Source organism: Streptomyces sp. NPDC059224, from assembly GCF_042754285.1.
In the GTDB taxonomy this organism is placed as follows: Bacteria; Actinomycetota; Actinomycetes; order Streptomycetales; family Streptomycetaceae; genus Streptomyces.
The window spans coordinates 203,631-230,108 of the sequence record NZ_JBHZAN010000007.1; the positions used below are offsets into that span (position 1 = coordinate 203,631).

Annotated in this window: 27 protein-coding genes; 17 read left to right on the top strand and 10 right to left on the bottom strand. The window is 69.9% G+C overall.

Annotated features, from left to right (window positions below):
* Positions 1-11: 11 nt before the first annotated feature.
* The 5 genes from ACFXI4_RS09875 to ACFXI4_RS09895 all read right to left on the bottom strand — a co-directional run bounded on the left by ACFXI4_RS09875 (position 12) and on the right by ACFXI4_RS09895 (position 4,104).
* Positions 12-533, bottom strand: a complete 522-nt coding sequence (locus ACFXI4_RS09875; RefSeq protein WP_384989177.1) for an SMI1/KNR4 family protein — start codon at positions 531-533, stop codon at positions 12-14.
* Between the two features lie 345 nt (positions 534-878).
* A complete protein-coding gene (locus tag ACFXI4_RS09880) occupies positions 879-1,403 on the bottom strand; it encodes an SMI1/KNR4 family protein (protein ID WP_384989178.1) in 525 nt (174 codons plus the stop codon).
* Positions 1,381-2,346, bottom strand: a complete 966-nt coding sequence (locus ACFXI4_RS09885; RefSeq protein ID WP_384989179.1) for a DNA/RNA non-specific endonuclease — start codon at positions 2,344-2,346, stop codon at positions 1,381-1,383. The genes ACFXI4_RS09880 and ACFXI4_RS09885 overlap by 23 nt, the downstream gene beginning before the upstream one ends.
* A gap of 141 nt (positions 2,347-2,487) precedes the next feature.
* The gene (locus ACFXI4_RS09890) at positions 2,488-2,760 is read right to left on the bottom strand and encodes a LysR family transcriptional regulator (protein ID WP_384989180.1); all 273 of its coding nucleotides are present in this window, start codon (positions 2,758-2,760) and stop codon (positions 2,488-2,490) included.
* 105 nt (positions 2,761-2,865) lie between these two features.
* Positions 2,866-4,104, bottom strand: a complete 1,239-nt coding sequence (locus ACFXI4_RS09895) for a helix-turn-helix domain-containing protein (protein ID WP_384989181.1) — start codon at positions 4,102-4,104, stop codon at positions 2,866-2,868.
* A 236-nt stretch (positions 4,105-4,340) separates the two neighbouring features.
* Between ACFXI4_RS09895 and ACFXI4_RS09900 the strand changes: the two genes are divergently transcribed.
* From ACFXI4_RS09900 to ACFXI4_RS09930, 7 genes are all read left to right on the top strand, one after another.
* Complete coding sequence (locus tag ACFXI4_RS09900; protein ID WP_384989182.1) at positions 4,341-4,490, top strand: hypothetical protein; 150 nt, start codon at positions 4,341-4,343, stop codon at positions 4,488-4,490.
* Between the two features lie 91 nt (positions 4,491-4,581).
* The gene (locus tag ACFXI4_RS09905) at positions 4,582-5,835 is read left to right on the top strand and encodes a TfuA-like protein (RefSeq protein ID WP_384989183.1); all 1,254 of its coding nucleotides are present in this window, start codon (positions 4,582-4,584) and stop codon (positions 5,833-5,835) included.
* Positions 5,825-6,973 (top strand): YcaO-like family protein, encoded by a 1,149-nt coding sequence (locus tag ACFXI4_RS09910; RefSeq protein ID WP_384989184.1) that lies wholly within the window; start codon positions 5,825-5,827, stop codon positions 6,971-6,973. Before ACFXI4_RS09905 ends, ACFXI4_RS09910 begins: the two co-directional genes overlap by 11 nt.
* Complete coding sequence (locus ACFXI4_RS09915; protein ID WP_384989185.1) at positions 6,970-7,842, top strand: SAM-dependent methyltransferase; 873 nt, start codon at positions 6,970-6,972, stop codon at positions 7,840-7,842. The genes ACFXI4_RS09910 and ACFXI4_RS09915 overlap by 4 nt, the downstream gene beginning before the upstream one ends.
* A complete protein-coding gene (locus ACFXI4_RS09920) occupies positions 7,839-8,849 on the top strand; it encodes an NAD(P)H-dependent glycerol-3-phosphate dehydrogenase (protein WP_384989186.1) in 1,011 nt (336 codons plus the stop codon). Before ACFXI4_RS09915 ends, ACFXI4_RS09920 begins: the two co-directional genes overlap by 4 nt.
* A gap of 71 nt (positions 8,850-8,920) precedes the next feature.
* On the top strand, positions 8,921-9,277 hold the full coding sequence (locus ACFXI4_RS09925; RefSeq protein ID WP_384989187.1) for a hypothetical protein: 357 nt from the start codon (positions 8,921-8,923) through the stop codon (positions 9,275-9,277).
* A complete protein-coding gene (locus ACFXI4_RS09930; protein WP_384989188.1) occupies positions 9,264-10,118 on the top strand; it encodes a hypothetical protein in 855 nt (284 codons plus the stop codon). Before ACFXI4_RS09925 ends, ACFXI4_RS09930 begins: the two co-directional genes overlap by 14 nt.
* Positions 10,119-10,834: 716 nt before the next feature.
* On the opposite strand, the gene ACFXI4_RS09935 is transcribed toward ACFXI4_RS09930, so the two are convergent.
* Both ACFXI4_RS09935 and ACFXI4_RS09940 read right to left on the bottom strand, forming a co-directional pair.
* On the bottom strand, positions 10,835-11,194 hold the full coding sequence (locus tag ACFXI4_RS09935) for a hypothetical protein (protein ID WP_384989189.1): 360 nt from the start codon (positions 11,192-11,194) through the stop codon (positions 10,835-10,837).
* A 41-nt stretch (positions 11,195-11,235) separates the two neighbouring features.
* Complete coding sequence (locus ACFXI4_RS09940) at positions 11,236-11,835, bottom strand: hypothetical protein (RefSeq protein ID WP_384989190.1); 600 nt, start codon at positions 11,833-11,835, stop codon at positions 11,236-11,238.
* 216 nt (positions 11,836-12,051) lie between these two features.
* On the opposite strand from ACFXI4_RS09940, the gene ACFXI4_RS09945 reads away from it, so the two are divergent.
* The 6 genes from ACFXI4_RS09945 (at position 12,052) to ACFXI4_RS09970 (ending at position 18,297) form a co-directional block, all read left to right on the top strand.
* Positions 12,052-13,617 carry a double-stranded RNA binding motif domain-containing protein gene (locus tag ACFXI4_RS09945; RefSeq protein WP_384989191.1) on the top strand — a complete coding sequence of 522 codons (1,566 nt, stop codon included), beginning with the start codon at positions 12,052-12,054 and terminating at the stop codon, positions 13,615-13,617.
* Positions 13,589-14,083, top strand: coding sequence for a hypothetical protein (locus ACFXI4_RS09950; RefSeq protein WP_384989192.1), 495 nt, complete (start codon positions 13,589-13,591; stop codon positions 14,081-14,083). The genes ACFXI4_RS09945 and ACFXI4_RS09950 overlap by 29 nt, the downstream gene beginning before the upstream one ends.
* A gap of 50 nt (positions 14,084-14,133) precedes the next feature.
* Complete coding sequence (locus tag ACFXI4_RS09955) at positions 14,134-14,436, top strand: hypothetical protein (RefSeq protein ID WP_384989193.1); 303 nt, start codon at positions 14,134-14,136, stop codon at positions 14,434-14,436.
* Between the two features lie 404 nt (positions 14,437-14,840).
* Positions 14,841-16,469: a hypothetical protein gene (locus tag ACFXI4_RS09960; protein WP_384989194.1), complete on the top strand. Its 1,629-nt coding sequence runs from the start codon at positions 14,841-14,843 to the stop codon at positions 16,467-16,469.
* A gap of 122 nt (positions 16,470-16,591) precedes the next feature.
* Complete coding sequence (locus tag ACFXI4_RS09965) at positions 16,592-17,557, top strand: DNA-processing protein DprA (protein ID WP_384989195.1); 966 nt, start codon at positions 16,592-16,594, stop codon at positions 17,555-17,557.
* A 41-nt stretch (positions 17,558-17,598) separates the two neighbouring features.
* Positions 17,599-18,297, top strand: coding sequence for a ComF family protein (locus ACFXI4_RS09970; protein ID WP_384989196.1), 699 nt, complete (start codon positions 17,599-17,601; stop codon positions 18,295-18,297).
* 77 nt (positions 18,298-18,374) lie between these two features.
* Here the strand turns inward: ACFXI4_RS09970 and ACFXI4_RS09975 are convergent, their stop codons facing one another.
* Together ACFXI4_RS09975 and ACFXI4_RS09980 are read right to left on the bottom strand one after the other, a co-directional pair.
* Positions 18,375-19,376 (bottom strand): hypothetical protein, encoded by a 1,002-nt coding sequence (locus ACFXI4_RS09975; RefSeq protein ID WP_384989197.1) that lies wholly within the window; start codon positions 19,374-19,376, stop codon positions 18,375-18,377.
* 405 nt (positions 19,377-19,781) lie between these two features.
* Positions 19,782-21,290 carry a hypothetical protein gene (locus ACFXI4_RS09980; protein WP_384989198.1) on the bottom strand — a complete coding sequence of 503 codons (1,509 nt, stop codon included), beginning with the start codon at positions 21,288-21,290 and terminating at the stop codon, positions 19,782-19,784.
* A gap of 180 nt (positions 21,291-21,470) precedes the next feature.
* Here ACFXI4_RS09980 and ACFXI4_RS09985 point away from each other — a divergent pair, with 180 nt between their 5' ends.
* Positions 21,471-22,463: an immunity 49 family protein gene (locus ACFXI4_RS09985; RefSeq protein ID WP_384989199.1), complete on the top strand. Its 993-nt coding sequence runs from the start codon at positions 21,471-21,473 to the stop codon at positions 22,461-22,463.
* Positions 22,464-22,725: 262 nt separating this feature from the next.
* Here ACFXI4_RS09985 and ACFXI4_RS09990 read toward each other — a convergent pair whose 3' ends face one another.
* A complete protein-coding gene (locus ACFXI4_RS09990) occupies positions 22,726-24,075 on the bottom strand; it encodes a hypothetical protein (RefSeq protein WP_384989200.1) in 1,350 nt (449 codons plus the stop codon).
* A gap of 145 nt (positions 24,076-24,220) precedes the next feature.
* Between ACFXI4_RS09990 and lexA the strand changes: the two genes are divergently transcribed.
* The 3 genes from lexA (at position 24,221) to ACFXI4_RS10005 (ending at position 26,197) form a co-directional block, all read left to right on the top strand.
* Positions 24,221-24,901: a transcriptional repressor LexA gene (gene lexA, locus ACFXI4_RS09995; protein ID WP_384989201.1), complete on the top strand. Its 681-nt coding sequence runs from the start codon at positions 24,221-24,223 to the stop codon at positions 24,899-24,901.
* Between the two features lie 95 nt (positions 24,902-24,996).
* Entirely contained in the window at positions 24,997-25,770 is a 774-nt protein-coding gene (locus ACFXI4_RS10000; RefSeq protein ID WP_384989202.1) for a GntR family transcriptional regulator, read from the top strand.
* A 64-nt stretch (positions 25,771-25,834) separates the two neighbouring features.
* Positions 25,835-26,197, top strand: coding sequence for a hypothetical protein (locus tag ACFXI4_RS10005; protein WP_384989203.1), 363 nt, complete (start codon positions 25,835-25,837; stop codon positions 26,195-26,197).
* The last annotated feature ends 281 nt before the right edge of the window (positions 26,198-26,478 follow it).

The window sequence follows — 26,478 nt, forward strand, 5'->3', positions numbered from 1 at the left end:
GTCACCACGGTTCAGCTCAGCGGTTCGAAGAACGGGCGACCGGGCGCGAAGTTGCGAGAACAAACCGTCACGTCCTCACCCCTGAGGTAAGCCACCAGCCATTCGCCGAACGTCATCTCGTGCAGAGTCCAGGCCGGACTGTCGAGCTCCGCCACCACGACGCGCCAGGGTGACGAGGAGCCGTCCGGGACGCGGAGGAAAACCCATTCCCCCGTCTTGGCCAACGCGATCGGCATCAACTCACCGGGGTTCGCCCCTGCCGGACTGGGCAAGTACTCCACCATGTCTTCCTCGCGCCAGAGCTCGAGATCCCCCCTGATGGATTCTCCTAGGTTGTGCAGAAGATGGCCGGCGGGGTGTTTCAGATACAGTTGATTGTTGATCTGGACCGACCCGTAGGCATCCACGATCTCGCGGAAGTCCGCCGGGAATTCGATTCCGAACTCTCGCTCCACTTCAATCCATGGCGCCGGATCCGTCCAGTTGAATCTGGGTTCGCCCAGCAAGGCTCGGACCTCTGCGAATGTTGCCACCACTAGACCTCCTTAGCATTTCGAGCCGATGCCTGTCTTGGAGTTGATCGCAGTGCAGGAATAACTGTCCACGATCCCTCCCCCAGGTCCATACACGGTCATTCCCACTTGGATAGTCGTAGGAACGGCCGGGTGATTGTCTCCGTAAAGGGGAACGACCGATCGGACATCCTGGCCGGTATCCTTACCCTAATAACCCATTAGGTGACCGGCCTCCGGCCTTCCACCTCCTGCCCTGACCTCCTCCATTCCGTTCGGCTGAACGGACGGATCGCATTCGAGGCACTTCGGCAGACCACCCGCTCCGCTGCGCGACCTGCTTGGTGAGGAATGCGATGGCGCCGGTCAGGGCTCCAGCGCTCCCATGGGCTCAAACGATGCCTCGCCCCGGACGAGTGGGATCTCCAGGCCGCCCCGGAGTGCCGCCCAAAGGAAATCCGTGAAAGGCAGGGGCAATTCGACCCATGCACCCATATCGATAACAACGGACCATCCGTTGCCTTCCCCATTCGATGGCGAGAGGAAGATGTGGTTTCCGGACGACGAGCGGGCGATCGGCAAGCATCCGTCCGCAGCCGGATAGACGGCATATGGATACATATCCGGAGCGTTACGCGATAGTTCCGCATATGCGTATCCTGCCTGTTCCCAGAGAGATTCGAGACGCAATCCGTCGTCCCCCGCTACCCCCCTCGGATGGAACAGGTAGAACTGATCGTTCAGGCAGCCGGAGCCATAAGCAGAAACAAATGCTTTGTAGTCGTCAGGAAGTTCGATCCCAGCCCGACCCTCAAGCGCCCACCAGTCACGTTCAACGTCACCATTCACCGAGGGCTCGCCTAGGAGCTCACGGAACCGAGAGAGTTCCACCAGAAGACCTTTCGGTGCAGGAGTAGCCGCCGGTCGCCCGATTATGGACCGTGCAGTTCATGTGATAGCCACCGTCTCCGACAGCATACATCTTGATCTCCGATGGAATCGCGGGATCGGTACCGTTGTAGACAGGAAGAACACCGAACGCGACGCGCTGGCCTGACTTCACTGTGCTGGTTATTTCATCTTCCAGCGAGCGCATGTGGGGGGAATTCGCGGGGGTCTGGTAGCCGGCTACGAAGTTCCGCAGGGTGTCATCAGCACCGCCCATCTGGTTACCGATTAGGTGCAGGGCCGCCCGGTTGCCGACCGGCAGCCTCTCATACCCGGCAGGTTTCCATTTCGGATCGAGGCGCCAGGCCCGCAGGTCGTAGGAGTCGAGGTACGCAACCGCTCCCGTAGCCCGGCAGTCATCAGGGCCGGCGCCGAATCGGGTCATGGGGGCGTAATAGAAGGACGGGTCGGTGGAAGGAAAGTCCCGCGAGCATCGGTCCCTAGTCCGCCGGGCATTGGGGTCAGCACCAGACCTGCCGAAGCCGAGGTCCGGGTCTATGTCCTGGTCCGGGAAAAGGCTCTGCAGCATGTCGAGGCTTGCGAGGTCCGCAGGCGTGTACTCACTATTGTCCAGGAGACCGAGCATGACCTGCTGCGTGATCGTCCCGTCCACGCCTTGACCGACGTTCCAACCCGCCTTCTTAAATTCCGCTTTGGGCTTCGCTCGGGTGGGTGCGGGGGTGGCGTGGGGGCCGTTGTTGGGGTTCTGGTCGATGGGCGGCTTGGGGGGTGTGACGATGGAGCAGCCGTATTGGCAGTTCCCCGAGCCGGACCCTGCACCGGTACCCGCACTAGGGCCGGGGCCGTGACTGTATCCGTATCCGGTGTCGACAAGCGCGGAGTATCCCGCTGCCTGCGAGACGTTGTTTGCCTGCTTACGCAGCAAGTCCGCGAGACTTTGGTAACCGCCGGCCGAGCCCTCCGACAGGAAACTGGTGCCACGGCCGACCGGACAGTGACCGAAGTTGGGTCCGGGGCGCGTTCGCCGTCGAGGCGGACCGCATCGTGATGCGGGTCGAGCCGCCGGTCAGGCGACGGAGGATTGCGCTGCGTCCAGGAGGCTGAGCAGGTGCTCTGCTTCGTGGATGAGAGCGGTCCCCTCGGGAGTGGCTGCGAGGGGGTTGGTCCGTTCGATCAGCTGAACGCCGGCGGCCTTTTCCAGGGCATGGAGTTGATGCGTGAGCGTCGCCGGTAGCGTTCCGAGGCTCCTGGCGGCCGCGCAGAGGTTTCGTTGGCCGGGCAGTCGGACCAGGCGTCTGAGGCGTTCGACGCAGTTGCGGACGTTGCTGATGGCCGCCATCGACTCGGACAGGGCCGATCTCCGGGCTCATGCGGCCGCCGTTCGGTCACGAAACCCTTGATCGCGTCCAACTGCGTGTGCTGAACGGCCGTGGACGCACGCGAGTCAGGGTTGGTTGCTGGCGCGTGCTTGTGCAGCCAGGGCGGTGCGGAGGTTTCTGGCGGAGCCGGTGCGGGTCGCGACGGCGACGGCTTGGTCGGCGAGGTGTATGGCGGTGTCGGCGTCGCCGGTGGCGTGGTATATGCGGGCGCTTGATGTAAGTACTTCAGCGGAGCCGCGGATGCTCGTGGTGGGCCATGCGGCGCGGGCGGCGTCGAGGGCGGTCTTGCCGGTGGAGGCGAGGTTGGGCTTCCTGGTGATCAGGCGGACGAGGGCGTGGCCGGTCCACTTGTTGAGTTCGGCGGCGTCGAGGTAGCCGATGTACGGGGGTTTCTCGCCGTCGTCTGCCTTGCTGCAGAGGGTCCAGGCGGTACGCAGGTCGGTGTCGGTGGCGTGGTGGTTTCCGAGGCAGGCGTGGTGGTGGGCGCGTACGGCGTGGAGCCAGGAGCGTACGGCGGGGTGAGCGTGGGTGCCGGCCATGGAGAGGGCGCGGTCGGTGAGCGCGAGGGCGTGGGGGTACTGGCCGATGTCCGTGAGGATGCGGCTCATCTGGCCTAGGAGGTAGGTGCAGGCGGAGATGTCGCCGGCGTCGCGGGCGTGGAGGGCTGCGTCGCGGTAGTGGGCGGCGGCGAGTTCGGGTTGTCCGATGTCGTAGGTGAGGAAGGCGACGAACCCTCCGGTGTCGGAGGCGAGGGCTGCGACGCGCTGGCGGTCGGCGCCGGTGGCGGTGGCCAGCCAGGCGGTGATCTGGTGGTGATGGTCGACGGCCTGGCGGTGGATGGTGCCGGCGCCCTGGAGGTTGTCGAGGCGTCCGTGGGCTGCGCGTAGGTCTTGGTGGGCCTGGAGGAGATCGTGGCTGTCGGCGTCGAGTCGTGGTGTGGTGGGGAGCCCGGCAGCGAGTAAGGCCGCGGTGCTGGTGGTCTTGAGGAAGTCCCTGCGTAGCACGTCGTCCCAATCCCGCAGGAGGCCCAGGAGTCCGTCCACGGCGATGTCCGGCGCCGTGCGGCCTGCCCGATCGCTCGCGCGCTGTCGTTCTGCCTCGGCTAACGCCACCAGTGTGCCGCCGGCGGTGAGTGCTTTGTCCAGGGCGGCCGCTATCCACGGTGTGGGCGGACGTCGTTGATGTTCTAGGTCGCTGATGATGCTCTTGCCGCAGTTGGCCCGTTGGGCGAGGACGCGGAGGGACGTTTGTCCGCGGAGGCGGCGCAGTTCGGCGGCGAATGTGCCTGGGGTGGCTTGTGGCATCGGGTCCTCCACGTCGCTGTGGGGTGGCGGGTGTCCGCAGAGAGTTGCGGACACCCGTGCATGGCGGTGACCAGCACACACCGCCATACCGGGGGTGCGGGGGCGTGGGAGGGATTTGCGGACAACTGCGGACAGCTGCCTCCTGCCGGATCGTGGTGGTCGCGGGCAAGACTGGTGGACGTCGACGGGCTGTGTCTATCTGACCGGTCCCTGAACTCCCTTGTACTGGAGGAAACATGCTGTCGAAGAGTGCTGCCGTCGCGGTGGCCGCGGTGACCGCTGTCGGTACGGCGCCGGTGGACGAGGCCGCGGTGACGTCCCTGCCCCCGGTCGTCCTGGCCGAGGACGTCGAGAACGACGACCCGTTCGAGCCCGGCACCTGCTGATCTGGGGCTGTGCCCTTGGGGTGTTCCTTCCCGTGTCCACTGGGGCAGGGGAGGGACGCCCCCTATGGCTTGACCGTCTGGAGGAGGAGTTGTGCACCACGTCTTTGTGGGGCCGACGTTGTCGCGGTCCGAGCCGGTGCTGTCGGCGCCGGGGGTGCTGGTCTGGCCGCCGGCCCAGCACGGCGACCTGTTCAACCCCGCCATCCGGGAGGGCGACACCGTCGTCGTCATCGACGGGGTGTATCACCAGGCGCCGGCGTTGCGGCACAAGGAGATCCTGGCGGCGATGGGCCGGGGAGTGCGGGTGATCGGCGCGGCCAGTATCGGAGCCCTGCGGGCGGCCGAGTTGGACAGCTTCGGCATGGTCGGAGTCGGCGACGTCTACGAGGCGTACGCGCGCGGTGAGATCACCGGCGATGACGAGGTGGCGGTGGGGCAGGCCCCGGACGGAGACCGGCAGGCGCTGACCTGGCCTGTGGTGAGCCTTCGGCGCGTCGTGCGCCTGGCCCAGGCAGGCGGGGTACTGGACGAGGTGCGCGGTGACCGGCTGGTGGGTGCGCTGCGCGGCGTCTACTACCCGCAGCGCACCACCGCGGCGGTACGGGCCGTCTGCCTGCAGCACGGGGAGCAGGGGTTCGTCCGGTGGCTGGCCGATCATCGCGCGCGGGACCCGTACTTCGGAGACGTCAAGCGTGCCGACGCCCTGGCCGCCGTACGGGCGGCCCGTGAGGGGACGGTCCCGGCTGGACCGCGCCCGGCCTTGGTCACGTGGGAGTCGGCGTACTTCCGGGGCTGGTCCAACCACTTCGCGAGGACCGTCGTGGACGGGGCCACGCTGCGAACCTGGGACCGGGTGCTCTACCAGCAAGTGTTCGACCGTGAATTCTCCAAGCGGTGGACCGGCCTGCTCGACCGTCGCTCCCGGCATCCGGTCGCCGGTGAGGGCCTGCCCCTTGCCGAGCGGCTGCACCTGGCCGCGGGCGGCACGGACGTGCTGGAGGCGCATCAGGTGTTCCAGCCGGCGCTCGATCTCCGTGACGAGGCGACGCTTGTCCTGCTGCTCGCCGGGGAGACCGCCGTCGACCGGGAGGCGGTGGCCCGCTACGCCGATGCGCTCGCCGTGTACCGGCAGACGACCTCCGGCGCGGTGACAGATGACATCGCCCGTCGGGTCCTGATGCAGGTGTGGGGTTGTGGCCCGACGGGGCTAGGCCCGGAGGCGTCCGTGCGCGGGTTGTTCGGTGAGGCGTACGCGGTGGCCGCGGTGAAGCGGCTGGTGCCTGGGTTCCTCGATGAAGCCCGCCAAGCGACCGGCACGAAGACGGAGGTGACCAGTGGGTGTTGACGAGCTGGTGGAGCTCCCGGGGACGGTCCGCGCCCGGGCGCCCGAGGCGGCATGGGACCTGGTGGCGGGCCGGCTGGGTGAGTACGGAATCACCCGGGTCGCTGATCTGACGGGGCTCGACTGCATCGGGCTGCCGGTGTGGACGGCGATCCGGCCCGCCTCCCGCACGCTGAGCACGTCGCAGGGCAAGGGCGCCACCCCGCTGCTCGCGCGGCTGTCCGCGGTCATGGAGGCGGTCGAGCTCTGGCACGTCGAGCAGCCGCTGCCGGTCGCCGCGCGCGGTGCCGGCCGCAACGTCGGGCCGCACTGCCCGCTGGACGCGCTGCCGCTGGCCGTCCCGTATCCGGCGAGCGCGCTGGAACAGGTCGTATGGGAGTGGACCACCGGCCGCGGTCTCGTGGGCGGGAGCGAGGTGCTGGTGCCGGTCGACGTGGTGCGGCGCCGGGTACAGCGGCCGGAGTGGACCCCGGACCTGCTACGCGTGACCAGCACCGGCCTGGCCTGCGGGACCAGCCGGGACGAGGCGCTGGTCCACGCGCTGTGCGAGGTCGTCGAGCGGGACGTCCTGTACCGGGACGGCGTGGCCGCCGACCGGCACCGGAGCGTGATCGACCCGGACAGCCTGGACGATCCGCACGCCCAGGACGTCCTCGGCCGTCTGGCGGCCGCGCAGATGGCGTTCGAGATGGCGCTGGTGGACGGCCCGTACGGGCTGCCGGTCGCGCTGGCGTATCTGTGGTCGGAGGACCTGCCGACGGTGTTCGCCGGCGGCGGCTGCCACCCGGTCCCCGCGATCGCACTCACCCGGGCTTTGACCGAGGCCGCCCAGTCGCGGCTGACCGTGATCGCCGGAACGCGCGACGACCTGCCCTGCGAGCCAGGCTCCGCCGACCACATTGCACGCTTCCAGCCCACCCGGCGCACCGGCCTGGCCGACTGGGCACGAGCATCGGCCGGCTTCACCCCGGCCGGGGGCGGCTTCGCCAACCAGGTCACCGAGGTGGCCCGCCGCATCCAGGACGTCACCGGACACGAACCGCTCGCCCTGGACCTGTCCACGCCGGGGAGCCCGGTCTTTTGCGTGCAGGTCGTCGCTCCCGGTACCCGCTCACGGATCTCGAGGACGATGCCCCGATGACCCTCCCTCCCCTCCCCACACCCAGCCCAGCGGCGGCCGGACCGCACGCTGTGGCGGACGCCTTCGACCGCTGGCATCTCGCCCGGGCCGGTGCGCCGATGATCGCCCGCCTGTACGCGGAGGCGATGGGCGAGCGCTACCCGGACGAGGTCGCCGCGAACAGCTCCTGCGACTGGCCCCTCCTCGGCCTGCTCGTCGCCCGCCTGCAGTTGGCCCCCGGTCAGGTCCTTGTCGACGTCGGCTGCGGCACCGGCGGGGTCGGCCTGTGGCTGGCCCGCGCCCTGTCCGCCCGCCTCGTCGGCATCGACCTATCGGCGGCCGCCATCGAGCACGCCAGCGCCCGGGCACCGGAGTTCGTGCCCGCCGACCGGGCCACCTTCCATGTCGCCGGGATGGAGGCCAGCGGGCTGCCCCACGGCTACGCCCAGGGCGTGGTGTGCGTGGACGCCCTCAGCTTCGCCGCCGACCGTACGGAGGCTCTGCGGGGGCTCGCCCGAGTCCTGGCACCCGGCGGCCGCCTGCTGCTGACCCGGGCAGTACGGCACGACACCGCCGCCCGCCTGAATGAGCTCGCGGAGTCGGCGGAGCTCGTCCTGGAACACGTCGACGAGCGACCGGACGAACCGGACACGTGGGAGCGGGTGTTCCGGCTGTGGATCCGCCACGAGGACGCCCTGGCGCGCGAGGTCGGCGAGAGCGAGGCGCGGAACATGGTGGCCTCCGCGCGCCGCAGGCTTCCGGCGCTGGAGGGACGACGCGCGGTCCTGCTGACTCTGCGCCGTCCGGCCGAGGCTGCGTCGGCCAGTAGCATGACCGGGCCCGGCCGCGGCGACGGCGGCCGTGGACCGGATGAGAGGAACCACACGTGAGCCAGCACCAGTCCGCCCGCGCGGCAGTGTTCTCGGCCGGTTCCTGGGGCACCGCCGCCGCGAAGATCCTCGCGGACGCCGGCACCAGCGTGATCCTCCACGCCCGGCGCCACGAGATCGCCGACGCTATCAACGCCACGCATCGCAACCCGGGGTACTTCCCGGACGTCGAGCTGCCGGCGTCGCTGACGGCCACGACCGATCCGGCCGCCGCGCTGGTCGGCGCCGACTACCTCGTGCTGTCGGTGCCCGCGCAGTCCCTGCGCGAGTGCCTGGCCGCGTGGGCTCCGTACATCGAGCCGCAGACGGTGCTCGTGTCGCTGATGAAGGGCATCGAGCGCGGCACCGGACTCCGGGCCAGCAGCATCATCGAGGAGGTGACCGGCGTTCCCCTCGACCGGATCGCCGTGCTGTCGGGTCCGAACCTGGCCCGGGAGATCATGGAGGAGCAGCCCGCGGCCGCCACCGTCGCCTGCGTCGACGAGACGGTCGCCGCGCGCTTCCAGGACGCCTGCCACACCCCGTACTTCCGGCCCTACACCAGCACCGACCTGCTCGGCTGCGAGATGGGCGGTGCGCTGAAGAATGTCATCGCCCTCGCCGTCGGCATCGCCGTGGGTATGGGTTTCGGTGACAACGCGACGGCGACGCTCATCACCCGCGGCCTGGCTGAGAGCAGCCGCCTGGCCGTCGCTATGGGCGCCGACCCGGCCACCCTCGCCGGCCTGTCCGGGATGGGCGACCTGGTCGCCACCTGCACCTCACCGCTCTCCCGCAACCGCACCTTCGGCACGCACCTGGGCCGCGGGCTCACCGTCGACGAGGCGGCTGCCGAAACGCGGCAGACCACCGAGGGTGTCAAGAGCACCGAGGCAGTCCTCGCCCTGTCCCGCGCGTACGGGGTCAAGATGCCGCTCGCGACCGTAGTCGACGCCGTCCTCCACGGCAGCGTCTCCCTGCACGCTGCAGCCGCCGAGCTCATGCAGCGCCCCCCGAAGCCCGAATAGGGCGCCCGTCCGCGCATCGCCGACGCCGCGGACCCCTCGTTTCCTCCCTCTCTGCGCGGAGGCGTTCCGTCATGCCCGACGCCGTCCTGCCCGCTGCCCAGCTCACCGTGACCGCCTCCCTGGTCGCGTGGATGGTCATCGGGTTCACCCGCAAGTCCGGCCGCGGCTGGATGAGTTACCCCCTCTTCAGCCGCGCCACCTTCGTGATCATCGACCTCACCGGCACGAAAGACGGCCGGACCGAGCCCGTCAATCCGTACGCGTTCCTGTCACCGGGGACGTTCCTTCTGCCCCCGCCCCAGCTGCAGGCCGTGGTCACGCACCTGGTCAGCAGCGGCCGGTACGACCGGATCGACGGACACGGCCGGTGCCTGTCGGTCCGCGGCGAGCAGCCGATCGAGGTGAGGGACAGCCGTGTGGTTCTATGACGCCCTCGCGACCGGCTTCCGCACACCGACCGACCCAGGCCGGCTGCAGCTGTTCCGGATCCTGTACGGCAGCATCCTCGGCATCCGGTTCGCGCTGTCCTTCGGGCAGGGCGGCTGGCGGCGGTTCGCGCCCGGGTCGCTCAGCCTGCGCCTCGCACAGCAGCGGTTCGGCGCCCGGCTCGGCCGGCTCCTCGCCAGCGTCTACCGGCCGGTCCTGGTCGTCCGCACGGCCGCCGCCGCGGCGTTGGCCACGGGCCTCGTGCCGCCGGTGGCGCTCGTGCTGGTGGTAGCCGGGATCGCGATGGAGCTGCTGTACCTCAAGAGCCCCAGCGCCGTCCGCTACTCCGTTCTCACCGGCATGTGCCTGCTGGCCGCCGGTGACCTCGGCCACGGCCTCCACATCGACCACCACCCCAGCCCGGCCAACACGTGGGCGCAGCTGCTCCTGGTCCTCGTCACCACCGACCTCTACTGGAACTCCGCCTACCAGAAGTACCGCTCGACGCAGTTCCGCACCGGGCTATTCCTGGCCCAGTGGATGCACTCACACGCCCAGCTCAAGGACCGGTTGCCGTACCGGCGCGAACACGCGATCCCCGGCTTCATGGTCCGCCTCACCGGCGGCCTCACTCCCCGGGACATCGGGCTGTGGCGCTTGGTCGCCGTCACCGTGATCGCCGCCGAGGTCGCCCTGCCCGTCGCGCTGCTGATTCCGCAGAGCACGCCGTACGCGATCGCAGCCGGCATCGGGATGCATGCGGCGTTCACGTCCCTGAAACCACGGCAGCTCATCACGTTCTCCGGCCTAAGCACGGCGGCCTACGCCGCCTTCCTCACATGACCCAGTGAGCATCGTGCGGAAGGCGAGGATGCGGCCGAGACGGGGCACGCCCTCCCGATGATCGCCGGCAGAGCCCATACGGACGCGGTCGTACCGACCACGGCTGTCTCATCGAAGCAGCCTCCTGAGCCTCGCAGCCTGCGACGCCCCGACCGCACCCCTGAGGCAACCTGTGCGAGGCCAACGAGGCCGAGAGACATGTACACAACCCAGCGGGCGGCCCACTGGTGCGCGAGCACAACCTCTCGCATCCGGTCCTCGCTAACCGCTTCTGCGGTGAACCCGCTCGACCATTCGGGGGACGCTCGCAGAGGAGCGGGCGCCTGCGGACGTTTGTTGCCGGTACACCCGCTGGTGTGATCAAGAACGTGCTGCGCGCCCTGCCTGCGCTCGCCCTGACCGTCCTACCTCCGGCCGCGCCCGCTGCGCCGGCTGGAGCCCTGCCGGCCGTACCGCTCCCGATAAACGTGATGTCCGCCGCGGCTGCCCGGGTCGCCCCGCCGTCCGCAGAAGGGGTGCGGGAGGCGGGTTAGCAAGGCGCCAGGCCCGGAGTCGGGTGTCCGAGGTGGGTATCGGGGTCCTCGAAGTTGAAGGGCGTTCTTGGGCGAGTTCTGGCCTGCCGCTGCTCGCCGGTCCGGTGCCGTCACGGACTACTACGACGGCACCGGACCGAGCGGAGCGGGTTTGGGGGGCACAGGCCGGGGCGGCGAGGGGGGCTACTCGCCCCGGGTGCTCCATCCGAAGAAGCACCAGGTCGGTTCGTCTCCCGGTGCGCGCAGCAGCAGTGCGGCGGCACCGGATCGAACGATCGGGTCGTAGTCCTCGATCAGGCGGTCGGCGAGCCAGTCGGCGTCGTCCTCGCACAGCGGGCCGCCGTCTTGGCCGTCGAAGCAGCCGTCGGCGCGCAGCCGGTCTCGGCCGTCGGCGACCTTCACCTCGGTCACCTTCGACAGGTCCGCGCGGGGCCGGAACGGATCGTGCGGCTGTTCGCGGTCCTTGGCGGCGAACGCGGTGAAGGCCGCTTCGGGCGTGGGCCCGCTCGCCGTGAAGCGGAACAGCATGGGGTCCGTGATCATGTCGGTCCTCACATCTGGGCGCGGGGCGCCGGGTGTTCGGTCTACTGGCCGGGGCCGCTGTTGAGGGCGTGCACGAATCGGCCCAGGGCGACGGGGATGGTTCCCTCCAGCTCCGGTGCCCCCTCTCGTCCGGCGACCGACAGGCGGGGCTGCCCGCCGCGAGGCCGCACGATGTGGACGGCGCGCTGGTTGAGGTCGACGGCGTGGACGATCCGGACTTCCTGGCGGTCGGGCAGGAGATGGTTCACCCGTTCACCGCTGTCCCGCAGCATGCGCAGTTCCGGCGGGAGTTGGACGTTCTTCGGCTTGTTCCACCCCTCGAACATGAACCCAACAGCGAAGACGGAGTCCTCATGCACCTCGCCGGGGACCAGGAAGGACGGTACGGGCGGCAGCGCCTCTGCGTGGTGCCGCAAGGCGTCGGCGGGGTTGATCCCCACCGGGTTCCAGACGACCTCCGGGATGAACTCCACCTCCACGCGCGGGGGCCGCAGACGGAGCATGAACAGGCGGGGAGGAAGGTCCCAGCCCTGTTGTTCACCGAGCCGGTACTCGATGTCGGCCAGGGCGGAGGCGACCATGTCGGAGGCCAGGTCGTGCGACGGGGGCGCAGCGGAGAGGAGATGGAGGTCTCGGGGCATGGAGGAGCCACCTTTCGTCTCGGCCGCGCAAGAAGGCGGCCGCAGCGAATGCGATCAAGGGAGTGGAAGAGGGCCGGTCCGACCCGGCGACATGAGCAATCTACATGCTGAAAAGCGAATACGCAACAACTCTGTCTGTGTGTACGGCGCCGTCCTGACGCGCACGCAGGTCACAATGAGTGGTCTCGACGGCGTCCGGCTACTGGGGGAGTGTCTTTGTCCATCGACCGCCTGCAGCCCATCAGTCCCGCAGCGCTGGCCGCCCGTACATCCCGAGTCCAGATCCCGCCCTCCCGCGCCGACGCCTCGGTCGACAGCACGCCCTTGGCCCTGATGGACGCGGACGCCTTCCGCAGCACGCTTCAACGCGTCGTCGCCCAAGGCACATCCGCTGCCGCGGTCGCGTCCGAAGCCATCCGTCGCATCGCCCGGGGCCACCTCGACGTCGCCGCCCTGCGGACCGTGCTGTTCGAGACGGCCGGAACAGACGTCTGGCCGCCCGTACAGCAAGCCGCCATCACCGCCGTCGCCGCCAGCCCGGCCCTGGCGCCGAGCATCATCTCCATGCACGCCCAACTGCTGCGCATCCCCTCCGCGACCGTCCGGGAGGGACAGGGGGATGACGGCCAGCCGTTCTTCGTCGCACAGGCCACCTTCGCCCCGGCCGGCCGCGACATCACCGGCAGCGTCCAGCGGGCCCGCACCCGCAAGGCGGCGCGGCAGCAGGCCATGACCACCCTCATCGCCGCGCTCGCCGACCTGCCGGACCCCCTCGCCGATCGCGCGGTACCCGACTGGACCTGGGACACGCCCGCCACCCAGCCCCAGGCGCCCGCTCCATCAGGGGAAGCCAACCCCGTGTCGGCCTTGAACGAGTTCCACCAGGCCGGCCACATCACCCGGCCCGACTACCGGCCCCCCGCACCGACGCCCACCGGCTTCACGGCCACAGTCACCGCCGTCCACCGCGGCCAGCAGCTCACCGGCGAAGGAACCGGCCCCACCAAACGGCAGGCCCGGGCCGAAGCAGCCGACCGTCTCCTCAAGGCCCTCCAGACCGCCCTCGGCACCGACGCCGAGCCCCCGGCCGCGACCGAACCGGCGGCGGCGTCCGCCCAACCCGCGCCCCCCATGCCGCCCGCTCCGACCGAGAACCAGGAGCCGCCGCGCGCCCTCCCCGCCGGACCGGCCGACCTGTTCACCGCCCACTGCCTTCTCGAGCAGGCCCTCGCCGACGGCGCCGCCCTGACCCTGCTGCCCTCACGCCACCCCGGCCGGACCGCATGGATGCTGTTCCAGCCCGACGGCACACCCCTGCTCGCCCCCGGCCACCTGCCGCCGCTGCAGCCGGTCACCCGCGACCTCGTCCTCGCGGGCGCCGGCGGCATCATGCCTCGCCGCGCCACCGTCACCGGCCTCGCCGTCCCCGTCGGCCTCGCCCTGCCCGCACTGCCACAGTGCAGCCCTCGGCCACGCCGTCGCCGAACGCCTCGCCGCTACCCCCTCCCTGCTGCTCGGCGCCCGCGGCATGACCGCCCGGGCCCTCGCTGCCCACGTACGCGACCTCGTCGACGGCGCCGACCCCGGCCCCCTCCCTGCAGACACCAACGGCACCGTGCGCGCCACCCAGCTCTACGCACTGGCCGCCCACCGCCCCCCACAGCCCCCGCCGGACCTCGACCTCGATGCCGTCAGCACTCTCACCTGGAGCGACGCACCCCTCCCCGGGCCCCGAGCCCAGGACCTGATGTGGATGACCACCGATGCCGCCGCCCGCGCTAGGACCCTCCTGGCCGGCACCGCCGCTGCGCCCCACGACGAGCTGGCCGACATCATGCGGATCCTCGCCAGCCCCGACGGCGCGGATCACCTGGAGGCCGCCCAGCACACCACCGGCATCCCCGAAGCCACCCTGCGGGCGATGATGATCGGCTACCGCCACGGCGGCCCGGCCGGCGCCCACGCCACCCTCGCCGCCACCCCGGCAGCCACGGACGTCCTCGAACGGGCACGAGAGGCCGTCCATGCCTCCCGCGCTGTCGGCCTCGGGACCATCACCATCGACGGCAGTACGCTCACCGACGCGACCGCCGGAGTCCAGATCCGCCCCGGCCCCGACGGCCGCTGGTACCCCTTCACCCTCTGGCGCGCCAACGAGTGGCGCCCGGCACCCGGAGCCTGCGACGATCCCGCCGACGCCTTCCGCGCCGCACGACGCGCCCGCGCCGCACGACCACTCAGGCGATAGCCCCACCGGCGACCTGACAAGAACGTCACCGAGCCCGAAAGACCCACCGCATGCCCTTGGATCCGCAGACCGGCGTACGCGTCTACCAGTTCATCCTCGACCGGCTCGACGACCGGCGCCGCGAGCAGTACCCCGCCGGCCGCGAGGACTACAAGGCCGACTGGAGCGCCGCCCACGATCTGGAGAAAGACTTCGCCGAGGCTGTACATGCCGATGACCTCGCCACAGCTGAGCAGCTCCTCGAGGAGCTCACCGACATGGCGGCTCCGTGGTGCGACCACCCTCACCACCCGGCCAATCAGGCCCGTGATGGGCACCAGGCCGACCCGACGATCCCGGGTACCCGATCGTGAGGCGGCAGTTTGTCCTTCCAGGCGGCGTGGTCGCCTTGATGGTGGCGCTCACGCCGACCGTGATCAGCACCCGCAGTACGCGATGGGCCGTGGGATGGGCCGCCATCCTTCTCGGAGCCGTCCTCCTGCTGATGCTGCTCGCCCTGGTAGAGCTCCTCACTTCACCAGACCGACCCGAGCCCCACGACGCCCCAGAATCCTGACCCCTCTGACCCGTCGTCATCGTCCTGGGCGCAAGCGGCTATCAGCCCTCCGACGGAGACGCACGACCATGGGCGTTGTGCCAGCCGGCTGCCGCCGGATCCGAAGCCGGGGAATCCGGAATCTGCAGATGCGCCGTCAGAACGGCTGAGATCATGGCAAGAGGGTCAGTTCATGATCAGGGCACAGCAGTGGGGGCGGCGATGGACGAGAAGAAGACGGTGCGCGCGGTCGCGATCGACTACAAGGCAGTCCTGCACGGGCCCGGGCGCGCGCACGAGGGGATCGCTGAACTGCTGCGGTGGCTCGATCAACGCGATGTGGCGTGGGTGCTGCTGACCAACGACCCGATGGACGCCAAGTCGGCCCTTGCTGCGGCCGGCCTTCCCGAACCGGCCCTGCATCTGTGCCGCGACGACATCCCGGACAAGGCGAAGCGCGGAAACAAGGCCTGGCTGGAGGCGGTCGCGGACAGACTCGGCCTCCGCATGAACCAGCTCATCCTCATCGGGACCTCGCAGTTCGACTGGTACACAGGCATCCACGCCGGCGTCGTCCACATCCACGCCCGCTGGGCCAGCCGCCTGGGAGCGAAGATCACCTCGCTGATGTCGGACGAGCCCGCCGACGTCATCGAGCTCTTGGAGTACTTCCTGCTGCACGAGCCGCGCTGGGCGTTCCGTCTCGATGACGAGGACCGCGCCTTCGCGATTCGCTCGATGCTGCCCTTCAACGCGCGGTTCCCCCGCGGCGGCGGCCGGACCTTCACGATCAAGGACATCTTCACCTACGAGAACACCGTCAAGGTCGGGGACGAGGACGCGCGCGATGTCCTGATGCTGCACCTTCTGTGTGCGGCCTACCTCGACGGTGCGCTGCCTGGTCAGAGCTTCTTCTGCGTGTACCCCAGCAGCACACCGGCCAAGGGCAACCCGCAGCTCGCCGGTTTCCTGCAGCGCGCCAAGGTCATGACCGGCTCCTCCTACAAGGAGGACCTTCTCGAACGCGTCGTTCAGGCCCCGGATACCAGCCTGGAGCGGTACAGGAGGAGCGTCGGCCAGTCGACGGGACGGGACATCTCCATCGCCGCCCAAGCCCGCACCGTACGAGTCAACCCGACCTACAAGAAGAAGATCGCCGGCAAGACGGTGATCGTCTTCGACGACTTCACCACCGAGGGCAAGTCCCTGGAGTGGGCCCGCACCCTCCTCAGCGACGCCGGAGCAGCACGGGTCATCGCACTGACCATCGGAAAGTACCCCTCGCGCCACACCGTCTACCAGCTGCGCCCCGGCGTCACGATCGATCCCTTCACCACCAACGACATCCCCCTGACGCACTTCCAGACGACGACGGGCCCTGGAGGAGCGGAGGAAGGGCCGTCGGTGGTCCTGACGACGGCTATGGAGCACTTCGCCGCCGCTGCGGAGGGTGCCGTCGAACCCCAGGCCGCCCCTGAGGCGGCCCCTGCCCGGATGGCTCATCCGGCACCCCGCCCGGTTCCTGCCGGTACCCGCTCTCCCATGACCGCCTACAAGATCGCCCGGCAGCGGCACCTCGCCGACATGCTCACCCACCTCCAGCAGCATGCGTACCCCCTCGTCTGGCGCGGCGAGTACCTCGTGCCGACCGGGGAGACGACGACCACCGCCTTGTGGTGGATCGCCCTGCCGGGGCAGGTCGAGCAGTGGTACGACACCAGCGAGGCGGAGCGCCTGGTCAGCGGCATCTGTCTGGCGGTAGGGATCATCTGGGAACCGGTCGCGGCGCCCGGCGGGGCCACCCAGCTCGCCGAAGCCCTCGCCCGTATGGAACAGCGGCGACAGGCCTGAGGAACCGGCTCGACGGCCCCCTTCCTGTCCGTCCGGGGGCTCCGTACGCCATGATGGAAGTGGCCCGAGTACCTCGCTTCATCCTTCGAACATCCCGGGGCCACGAGTAGAAGGACACCCTGATGGACCTCGATATCACCGCTGACCAGCACGATCTGCTGACCCTGTGCGCGCTGCGTGCCGGCGATGCCACCCTCGACTGGAGCCTGATCGCCCGCGGCGCCCAGAGCCCCGAGGGCCTGGCCGCGCTCATGGACGGACAGCTGCAGGAGGACTCGCGTGCCGCGACCAAGAACCGCCCCCTGCTGCAGCAGGCCCTGACCGCCGGCCTGGACGCCGCCCGTGCCCGCGTCGACGACGAGCTCGCCGCCGCCGACAAGGCTGGCGCGCGCCTGGTCACCGTCCTGGACAAGGACTATCCGGCGAACCTGAGGCTGATCGGTAACCTGCCGCCGTTCCTCTTCTACCGCGGCGAGCTCGATCAGCGCGACGCCCGCTCCATCGCCGTCGTCGGCACCCGCCAGGCATCCGAGGACGGGTTGCGCCGGGCGACCCGGATGGCCCGCGAGCTCGTCGAGCACGACGTCGTGATCGCCAGCGGTCTTGCCAAGGGCATCGACGCTGCCGCCCATCAGGCAACGCTCACCGCGGGCGGCCGGACGTTCGCCGTCATGGGTACCGGCATTGCCGCCTCGATCTACCCGGCCGAGAACCGTCCGCTCGCGAAGGCGATCCTCAGCGCTGGGGGATCGCTGCTGAGCCAGTTCTGGCCCACGAGCCCGCCGGCGAAGTACACCTTCCCGCGCCGCAACGTCGTCACGTCCGGCACCACGTTGGGCAGCGTCGTCATCGAGGCCTCGAGCACGTCGGGCGCGAAGATGCAGGCCCGCCTGGCCTCCGAGCACGGCAAGCTCGTCTTCCTGATCCGTTCCCTCGCCGACACACAGCCCTGGGCCAAGAAGATGCTGGACGAGGGCCGGGCGATCCTGGTCACCGCCTCCAGCGACATCACCGACCGCCTCGGCCAGGCAGCGGACATCCAGGCCGCCGGCCAGCAGCGCCAGCAGCTCGCCCTGGCCGGCCTGTGACGGCAGGTCTCCCTAATCCGGCAGGCTTTCCCAACTGCCCGGTGTGCGCGTACCGCATCACCGGCACCGCCCGCCTGTGCTCCGACTGCGCCGGCCGCACCCTCCAGCCGGTCGCCGAACCCCACTGCCCGGTCTGCTCCCAGGCCGTCGCGCCCGGCAGGCAGTGCAGTAATCGGGTGTGTGCGCTGCCGGAAGCCGAGCGGGGGTTCTCGCGTGTCGACGCGGTGGCCATGTACTCCGGAGCCCTGCGCGACAAGATCCACAAGCTGAAGTACGAGGGGAGGGCCGGCTGGGCGATGATCTTCGGTCGGCTCCTCGTCGGTTGGATGGAGAGCCACCCCGAGGCGATGCACGGCGTCGACTACGTCGTCGGCAACCCGTCCCACGTCGGCCGCCAGCCCATCCAGCACATCGAGGCGATCATGGACGCCGCCTACACAGAGGACGTGAACCGGGCCTTCCCGCTCAGCCCGCCGGGCGCGCACCGGCTGGTGAAGCACGCTGAGACGGCCCGGTCCGCGAACCGCACCCTGGAGGAGAAGCGCGCGGCCGCGACCGCGCATGCCGCCGCCCTGACCTGGACCGGGGACATCAGCGACATCAAATCGGCCACCATCCTGCTCGTCGACGACGTGTTCACCAGCGGATCGCAGCTCCAGCACGTCGCGCTCCGGCTCCGGGCGACCGGAGCCGCCGACGTCCGGGGGCTCGTTCTCGCCCGGGTCCCCTGGAGCGGATGACACCGCCCGGGACACCGGGACGGGGCCTGTCGGCTGGCCCCGGCCGGTCGGTCAGTGCCGGACGCTTCGCGTCGAACTCACGCGGCGTGCCCAGGACGGTGGTCATGTGGAGGCTGAGGCGCCTCAAGGAAATCCGCGGGGAGCAGCCCGGCGCCACCGTCACCAGCCCGGGCCGGTGACGCCGTGGTCGGGGCGTCCGCGTCGGGGATCACGACGATCCCGCCGACGTGGTCTGTGACCCATGTTGGAGGAGTCCGGCCTGCCAGGACGTCGCGTACGTAGTCGGGGACCTCCGCCCGCAGCCCGCGGAGCATGTGCGCGAGGTACGGCACGGAGAAATGCCCGTAGTCGTTGGGGACGTTCTCGAAAAGGGCGCCGGTGACCGTGGCGGCGCGTTCCATGACCGCCGCGCCGGCGAACTGGCCGTGCCTGATCCGCTGGACAGGCCGGAGAAGTTCCTTTGCCACCCTGCGAGATCCTCGCTGCGGTTGCCGCAGGAAGCGCTCGAGGTCCTGGTCCAGCCCGCGCCCGAGGGGCACGATCGGCGCGTCCAGGCCGTCGGGGCTGGCGATGTCTTCGACGGGAACGGCGTCGTGGAAGGCGCTCACGCCCGCGTTCTTGGCGTCCAGGCCGACCGCGTTCTCCGCCACCAGAGCGGAGACAGTGGCCACACCGACCCGGTCGCGCTCCTTGCACGGAACGTCGTCATGAGTGCGGTCGCAGGCCAGAGTCGATCGGTACTGGGCGTCCCCGCAGTACAAGACGTACGCGGCGGGGACATGGAAGCGGTTCGCCGCCTTGATCAGCTTCGAGAGCTGCGTCCGGTCGTCGCCGCGCGTCTTGTAGCTGAAGTCGATGCTCCAGCGCTTGCCGTGCAACTTCAAGATCTTCGCCTGGACCAGGAGCCCGTAGCAGGTACCGTCCCGGTCCACCCACCACCACAGCCAGTCGGCTCCGTTCTCCTTCTCCTCGTCGGCTGCGAACTCGACGAACCGGATACGCGGGGAAGCGGTGGACAGGAGCACCTGGGTCGCCGTCACCTCACGGAACATCCCGCCGGCGTCCAGCATCCCCGCCATCAGACGATCCACTGCCGTCCGGCCCTGCCGGAGCGCCTCATGAGGGCTGGTCTCATGCCCGGAGAAGTGACTCAACGCGGCTGCCCTTCTGCGACATGGCCATGGCTTCCTCATCATCCCCCGGCACCAGGTCCGTCGTGGCCGATCCGGCGTCCTCGTGACCGCCTCCCGGGCCAGACTGCGTTCGATCCGCGCCGGCCCCCGCCACGCGATCGGCTTCCCCGATATATGCGATAAGAGACTGGATGGCGCGGTACGTTGGCAAGCAGTCCTCCTGGGCGTCGCGTCCCCCCGTGCGCGGCGTCCGGGGGCATACCCGCGGGATCCTGCCTGATAATCGGCCGCCGCCTGTCTGATTGCGGCAAGCCGCCCGCCACGCGTTCACCGCCACTTGGGCGTAGCGCGCTACTTGCTCTTCGGCAGCAGCGCACGCAGGCGTGGGTAGCGGGCGAGCAGCCGGGCCAGGTGGGTGCTGAGGCGGCCCGGCTTGAGGGCGGAAGTGATGCTGGCATGCCAGAAGTCCTCCACGGTGCGCCTGGCGTGCGTCAGGGCGTCCTGGGACGGCGTGGTCTCGTCGTGGTCGGGGAGGTGCCGGCCGTAGACGGGAATCACCTCGATGCCGGCGGCACGCAGTGCGCACAGGCGGTGCTGGCCGTTGGTCAGGTTCTGCTGTCCGGTGTCCCACCAGATGTGGCCCCCTCCGATGAGGGAGCGAAACCAGGCGCGGTCGCGCTCGCTCAAGTGCGTGGCGCGGTAGAGGCGGTCTTGTTCGTCGCTGTCGGGTTCGGCGCGGGCGAAGGCGAGCACGGCCGCGGTGATCGCCTCCCAGTCGTCGGCCTGGTGGTAGGGGCAGGCGGCGAAGTCCTGATCGCCGAGCCGGGTGAACAGCTCGGCGTGGGCGGTTTTGCTGTGCCCCTTGGGGTAGCTGGTGGCCAGGGCCTTCGCCCGCTCACCGTAGGGACACTTGAACAGGCCATGCGGCCAGGGAAGCTGGGAGGCGGCGACGGGGCGTATGCCGGTGACGCCGTCCAGGTGCAGAGCCCGCTGGGCCGGGCTGCTGAACCTGCTGGGATACAGAGCGGCCTCCGAACCAGGCGGCTCCGGCCGTAGACGGGCATCGGCGTGGCGCTGCTCCGTGAGGTCGGGTTCGGTGACACCGGCCAGTTCGTAGAAAGGACCCTCGTGCCAGGCTTCGTCCTCGTCGGAGCGGCGACGCTCCGGGTTGGGCTGGATCAGGACGGTCACCGGAACCTCGGGCAGTACGAGGATGCCGGACAGGCCGTGGACCGAGGCGAGGGTAAGCCAGCCGCGCGCCCAGGCAGGATCGTTCAGCACTGCGTCGAGGGCGTCACCGGCGAGGTGGCCGATCCATTCGACACGGTGGAATCCTTCGTCGATGCGCATGTCCCACTGCGGGTGCCGCAGGGCATGGATCTGCAGGTAGTCACCAACCATGACCATGTGGGCCGCCTTGTCGAACACGGCTGCCCGCTGCCGCGGCGGCTGCGGCTCGGTCGCGGCGGCCGGCGCCACGAGATCGGGGCCGTGGATGGTGTTGCGAAAGGGGTGCGGTCCGGCGGCCAAGTGGCTTCCGGTGAACAGGGGTTCTTGGGTCTCTGGCCACCAGGGATGGGCGGAATCCCAGCGGGCCCTGCCGCTGTCGACCTCGCCGAGGGTCCACTGATCACCCTCGCGCAACATGACCGGGCCCGGCATGCCGTGACAGAACACGACCGCGATCTGTTGGGCTGCCCGGGTACGCACCTGGGTGGAGTCCGGAGCCAGGAATCCGGTGTCGGTGATGATCTCCACCCGCTCGATCCGGGCGAACCCTTCGCCGTCCGGCACGCCGTCGACGGCCATCCGTTCCGAGGCGATCTGGAGGTAGTCCCCCGGGCGAAGCGCGGTACTCACGTGCGGAACGGTCATCCCCTACCCCCGGTGCGGCGCCTCACAGTGCGGCGGTCTGTGATCTCCTCGTGTATACCGCACCGAACCCACAACTCCTGCCCGGCCTCGCGAGAGGACGATGCTGTCAGTGCCCGTTGATAGCGTGCTTCGTCCAGTCGCGGAGTTCATGAAGGGACGCAGTACGTGCGAAATGTGACGTGCCATCAGGTCGGTGCGCAGAGGTTGGCCCAGGCGCTCGACGACATCGACGGGCGGGCCTACAAGCGGTGGCACTCACTGCGGTACGGCAGCATCTCGCCGGCCCTGATACGGGCGATGGCGGACGAGCTTCTCGACCATGTCGCCGCGCAAACGGTGACGGAGCCGGAGCTCGACGCCGCGGCCGGCACGGTCGCCGTCACCGCCGCGGAGTGTGTGCACGGGGTGCTGAGCATCATGTGCTTCCCGGACGGGGACCAGGAGATCCGGTTCCCCCTCGTCGGGGAGCGGATCAGCACGGACCTGGACGACGACGAGTTCGGGGACGGGCCCATCACCTTCCGGGACGTCGTCCAGGAGGCGCCCACCGCGCGGACCTGGCTCGACATGTTCGAGATGTGTGTCGTCAGCGGGCACGTGTGGGACTGGGAGCGGGTCACCGGGCTGCTGCTGCGCGGCGACTACGCGCCCGCCATCCGTGACGGCGTGCCCTACAACCGGTACACCTCCGTCTCCGACCCCGCGGACCTCGCCGCCATGGACGCCCTGTGCCCCTATCTCACCGAGGCGGCCGGGCATCTGCCCCGCGACTGGCCCACGGTTCCGCTGCGCAAGCCGGACGCCGGGGAGCGCGCGGAGGCCGCCCGGCGGCTCGACGAGGTCGGCGACGCGCTGAGCGCGGACCAGCGGCTGCTCCGCGTACTCCTCGACGACGACCAGCACGCCTTCGAGGACGCCCTCGTCGCCCGGCTGGTCGCGTACCGGGAGAGCGTCGAGGCCGAGGCCGGCGATCCCGCGCCCCGGTCCCTCCTCCCCCTCGGCTCCCTCACCCTGGCCTGCCTTGCCGTCCAGGTCCATGGGTGGGAACTCGGTGTCCGGTCCGGGTATCTGCCGTACGGTCTGCTGGGATCGCCGGACGCGCTGCGCCGGGCGGCGGAGGGGAACCGGAACAGCTTGGGCGGCTGGGCCGCCAAGTAGGCCAGCCGGGGCGCGGAAGTGGGCCTGGCTCGGCATCCCAGACATCGTCGTGGAGACGGACTCGTCCCCACCGAGGCAGCGCGTACGTCTGTGTGATGGCCAAGGATGGAAGACCGCCTTGCCCCACGTCGGCGAACGCCGTCTGCCGGATCTCCACGCCCTGCGACCCCGGTAGCCCCGACTGCGCCGAACCTCAGTCCGTGTCTTTCGCGCTGATCCAAAAGACACGGCCATGCGCCGGACGGCCTGCGCCGGATGGGACCTAACGACCACGCGGTGCGGCCGAGTTCGAGAGTTTGTACACGGTTGTGGTCGGGGCCAGAGGGAGGTCGCGGCGGATCCGGGTGCGGGGGAAGAACCGGCGCTCACGAGTGAATGTCGTGCCCTCCACGGCGCCGTCCTTGTAGACCGGACCGACAAGTCGTCCGTCGCTGTCGCGGATCCCGATCCGCACGCCGGGCTTCCAGTGCGCCCGCCGCCACGTGCCGAACTCGAGCGGCCTGCGTGCCCCTGCTGGCGCTGGTCGCTCCTCGGGCGGCTCTTCCGGTGGAGGGGTGAAGTCCAGGACACGGACTCCATGGAACCCACCAGACCGGCCGACCTCGCTCGTGGCGATCCTTCCCAGGGCGCTGCGCGAGTTGGGCCGCGCCCCCGGGGCCGGGAGCACAGGCGGGGGCGTCCACCGGGCGAACGCGAGCTGCGCGGCATATCCGTAGAGCACGCGTCCGCCGGCGTGGTCGTCGCCGTACGTGGCTGGCTGCAGCATCCAGTACCGCTTGCCCGGGGCGTCGAGGGCGGAGATGAGTAGGAAGCCGGATGTCGTGTCGAGCCGGCCATCGGGCTGGGCGGCGAGGAGGCCGCCGAGGATGACGGGTTCCGGTCCGACACACACCCCGGCCTCGACGAGTGCGGCAAGTTCGTCGTCATCGGCTTCCGCCGCGCGCAGAGGGACGGCGTCGTGCGTGATGAGCGACCAGGGGGCCGGCAGTCGCAGTGCGGCCCTGGTCTGCTCGTCGAGGGGGGCGGTGGTGACCACGTCCAGGGCGAGTGGGGCGGGGACCATGTGCGCAGCGGCGAGATAGGCCGCCGTCCCGGACAGGGCGCGCACCCACCGCCCCAACCGGTCGCGCTCGAGCTGGTAGGAGCTGGTGCGGAAGTCACGCTCCTCCAGCAGACCGGAGCGAAGCGCGCCGACGTCGGCGGGCACGAGGCACGACAGGTCCGCGGGCAGGCGACGGTGGATCCGTGCGAAGCGCCTCTCGAGTTCCCACCGCTCCCGCTGGGTTGCCAGTGAGGCCGCGGCGACATCCACGACGACGTTGTCCGGCCCGGCCAGCGCGAGGACGGCCTTCGACTCGTGAGGAGCCTGTTCCCAGTCGACGTCGTGTTCGGTCGCGAGCTGTTGAGCGGCTCCGCACTCCGAGACCACGCGCTTCCACAGCACCGCCATCTGCCGGTCCCAGGAGCCTGTTTTGCCGGGCCCCGCGCCGGGTCCGAAGAGGAACTCCTTCCATGCGCCCGATTCCAGAGGGACGAAGTCGGTCCCACCGGCGCGTGTACCAGGGACCTGCGGCTGGGCGAAGGCCGTGTCGAGGAGGCTCCGGACGCTCATACCGGTCCAACGACCGGACCGGCCCGAAAGTCCCTCTGATGTGGGTCGACGTCACCACCGACAGGTCGAAAAGGTGATCGACAGACGTTCCGTTTGTCGGTGTGTGGGGCTACTGTCCAGAGACGAAAGATCGCAAGGGGGGCACATGACCATCACCCACGCTGGACCGGGCCGGCCTCCGGGCATCCGCCGGGGCCCCGACGGGCTCACCGACAGGCAGCGGGCCATCGTTGGCTGCATAGCCCGCTCCGTCGCTGACCGCGGGTACCCGCCCTCGATGCGCGAGATCGGTCAGGCGGTCGGCCTGACGAGCACCTCCAGCGTCGCGCACCAGCTCCTCGCCCTGGAACGCAAGGGAGCACTCCGCCGCGACCCGCATCGCCCCCGCGCCTACTGTCTCCCCCTCAGGTCCTCTGCGGGAGAGTACGAGCGGCCGGAGAGCGAGCCCGCGGCGGCGGAGGTCCCTCTGGTCGGCAGGATCGCGGCCGGAACACCGATCCTCGCCGAGGAGATGGTCGAAGACACCTACGTCCTGCCCCGCCAGCTGGTCGGTGAAGGCGAGCTCTTCGCCCTGAAGGTGATCGGGGAAAGCATGATCGATGCGGCCATCTGCGACGGGGACGTGGTCACCGTCCGGCGGCAGCAGGTCGCCGAGCCTGGCGACATCGTCGCCGCCATGCTCGACGGCGAAGCGACCGTGAAGAGGTTCCAGCGCGACGCGGCCGGCCATGCCTGGCTCGTCGCCCACAACCCCAGGTTCCAGCCGCTCGCGGCCGACGACGCGGTCATCCTGGGCAAGGTCGTCGCCGTAATACGCGGCCTCTGACGATCCTCGCGGTGGCACACGGACTGCCGTCTCCCGCACCGGCCGTGCTCGGGCCCACGGCCGGGAGCGGAGAGAGCGCTGCGTACGGTACGACCATGATCTTGCCGCTGGAAGACGACTCGAGGCCGCCCTACCTCCAAGCCGCCGAGGTGCTGCGCGACAGGATCCACACCGGCGAGTATCCGGCCGGGAGCCGGCTGCCGTCGGCACGAATACTCCAAGCGCACTTCGGGGTGTCCAGTTCGACCGTGCAGAACGCACTGGGAGTGCTGAAGCGGGAGGGCATGGTCTACTCCGTGCTCGGCCGGGGCAGCTACGTCAGCAGCGCACACCCCGGCCTTCCGCCGGCGGCCCGGACAGTGCCCTCTGCCGCCCCCAACAACGTGATCGACGACGAACACGACCCCAGGCCCCCCTACGTCCGTACGGCCGACCTGCTCAGGGAAGAGATACGGTCCGGCAACCTCGAACCGGGTGGCCGGCTTCCCTCCGCGCGGGAACTCCAAGACAGCTTCGGCATCGCCAACTCGACGGCACAGAACGCGGTGCGCGTACTCAAACGCGAGGGCCTGGTCTACGCGATCAAGGGCAAGGGCGTGTTCGTCCGCCGCTCCGTACGGCAGGACGAGCCGCGCCTTGGTGAGGCGGGGGCATCAGCACAGCCCGGCTCTGGCGCCCAGCCGCGAACCGATGAAGAACTCGCTGCAGACCTGGCCGCCGCCGAGCAGCGCCTTGTGCGCGCCACCGACGCGTACACCGCGGCCGGCGCCCAGCTCGCCGCCCTCACCCGCGAGGCCCTGCGCCGCGGCTTGCCCGTGCCCGCAGCACCGCCGCGTGTGGCACCCCTCGCACCCCGTGTCACGGTCTGATCCGAGAGCAACCGATGCTCGGTTCCTGCCACGAGAAGAGCCCCGACGGTGAACGATGGTGATCGTGACGCACGGGGATGTAGAAGCCGGGCCGCCGCTCGACCGCACGCACGCCTTCACGGCGTTGGAGGCTGCCGTCCAGTCGTGGGGAGTTGATGTGCCGGAGGACCCAGGAGCGGGTGAGCTGGCACAGCTACTGGACGAGGTCGTGGAACGTCTGGGCGGGGATCGAAGCGACGAGTGGTCGCGGTCGGCCGCTGAGCTGCTGGCTCAGGCTGCCGAGGCACCGCGGGCGGTGGAACGGCTCGGCAGCCTCCTGCCGGCGATCTCGTTGTGGCACCTGAGGACCGCGCTCCGGCATGAAGCCGTTGCCCGCGGCCAACTCGCCGCGGAGAGCCATCCCCAGCCGGTCGCGTCCCCGCTGTAGCCGGCGCCCCGAGCCGACGAACGGCGTGGCGCCCCCTTCGAGTCGAGCCCCAGGGATACGGTGGCGCCCTGCGGCATCGGTCTGCTGCTCCTAATCCGTAGTTAAGGACGTTCCGCCGGGGCGGATGCTTCGCGGGATGTTCGAGTACGGGGCTGCGATGCCTCCGGCCAGCCGGGTCTCATGAGACCTAATCCGTAGTTAAGGACGTTCCGCCGGGGCGGATGCTTCGCGGGATGTTCGAGTACGGGGCTGCGATGCCTCCGGCCAGCCGGGTCTCATGA

What these genes read in the sequence shown, in the direction of transcription:
- ACFXI4_RS09890 (WP_384989180.1), bottom strand. Translation starts at nt 2,760, where the DNA reads ATGGCGGCCATCAGCAACGTCCGCAACTGCGTCGAACGCCTCAGACGC.
- ACFXI4_RS09895 (WP_384989181.1), bottom strand. Translation starts at nt 4,104, where the DNA reads ATGCCACAAGCCACCCCAGGCACATTCGCCGCCGAACTGCGCCGCCTC.
- ACFXI4_RS09900 (WP_384989182.1), top strand. Translation starts at nt 4,341, where the DNA reads ATGCTGTCGAAGAGTGCTGCCGTCGCGGTGGCCGCGGTGACCGCTGTC.
- ACFXI4_RS09915 (WP_384989185.1), top strand. Translation starts at nt 6,970, where the DNA reads ATGACCCTCCCTCCCCTCCCCACACCCAGCCCAGCGGCGGCCGGACCG.
- ACFXI4_RS09925 (WP_384989187.1), top strand. Translation starts at nt 8,921, where the DNA reads ATGCCCGACGCCGTCCTGCCCGCTGCCCAGCTCACCGTGACCGCCTCC.
- ACFXI4_RS09935 (WP_384989189.1), bottom strand. Translation starts at nt 11,194, where the DNA reads ATGATCACGGACCCCATGCTGTTCCGCTTCACGGCGAGCGGGCCCACG.
- ACFXI4_RS09940 (WP_384989190.1), bottom strand. Translation starts at nt 11,835, where the DNA reads ATGCCCCGAGACCTCCATCTCCTCTCCGCTGCGCCCCCGTCGCACGAC.
- ACFXI4_RS09950 (WP_384989192.1), top strand. Translation starts at nt 13,589, where the DNA reads ATGACCACCGATGCCGCCGCCCGCGCTAGGACCCTCCTGGCCGGCACC.
- ACFXI4_RS09955 (WP_384989193.1), top strand. Translation starts at nt 14,134, where the DNA reads ATGCCCTTGGATCCGCAGACCGGCGTACGCGTCTACCAGTTCATCCTC.
- ACFXI4_RS09960 (WP_384989194.1), top strand. Translation starts at nt 14,841, where the DNA reads ATGGACGAGAAGAAGACGGTGCGCGCGGTCGCGATCGACTACAAGGCA.
- ACFXI4_RS09965 (WP_384989195.1), top strand. Translation starts at nt 16,592, where the DNA reads ATGGACCTCGATATCACCGCTGACCAGCACGATCTGCTGACCCTGTGC.
- ACFXI4_RS09975 (WP_384989197.1), bottom strand. Translation starts at nt 19,376, where the DNA reads ATGGCGGGGATGCTGGACGCCGGCGGGATGTTCCGTGAGGTGACGGCG.
- ACFXI4_RS09990 (WP_384989200.1), bottom strand. Translation starts at nt 24,075, where the DNA reads ATGAGCGTCCGGAGCCTCCTCGACACGGCCTTCGCCCAGCCGCAGGTC.
- lexA (WP_384989201.1), top strand. Translation starts at nt 24,221, where the DNA reads ATGACCATCACCCACGCTGGACCGGGCCGGCCTCCGGGCATCCGCCGG.
- ACFXI4_RS10000 (WP_384989202.1), top strand. Translation starts at nt 24,997, where the DNA reads ATGATCTTGCCGCTGGAAGACGACTCGAGGCCGCCCTACCTCCAAGCC.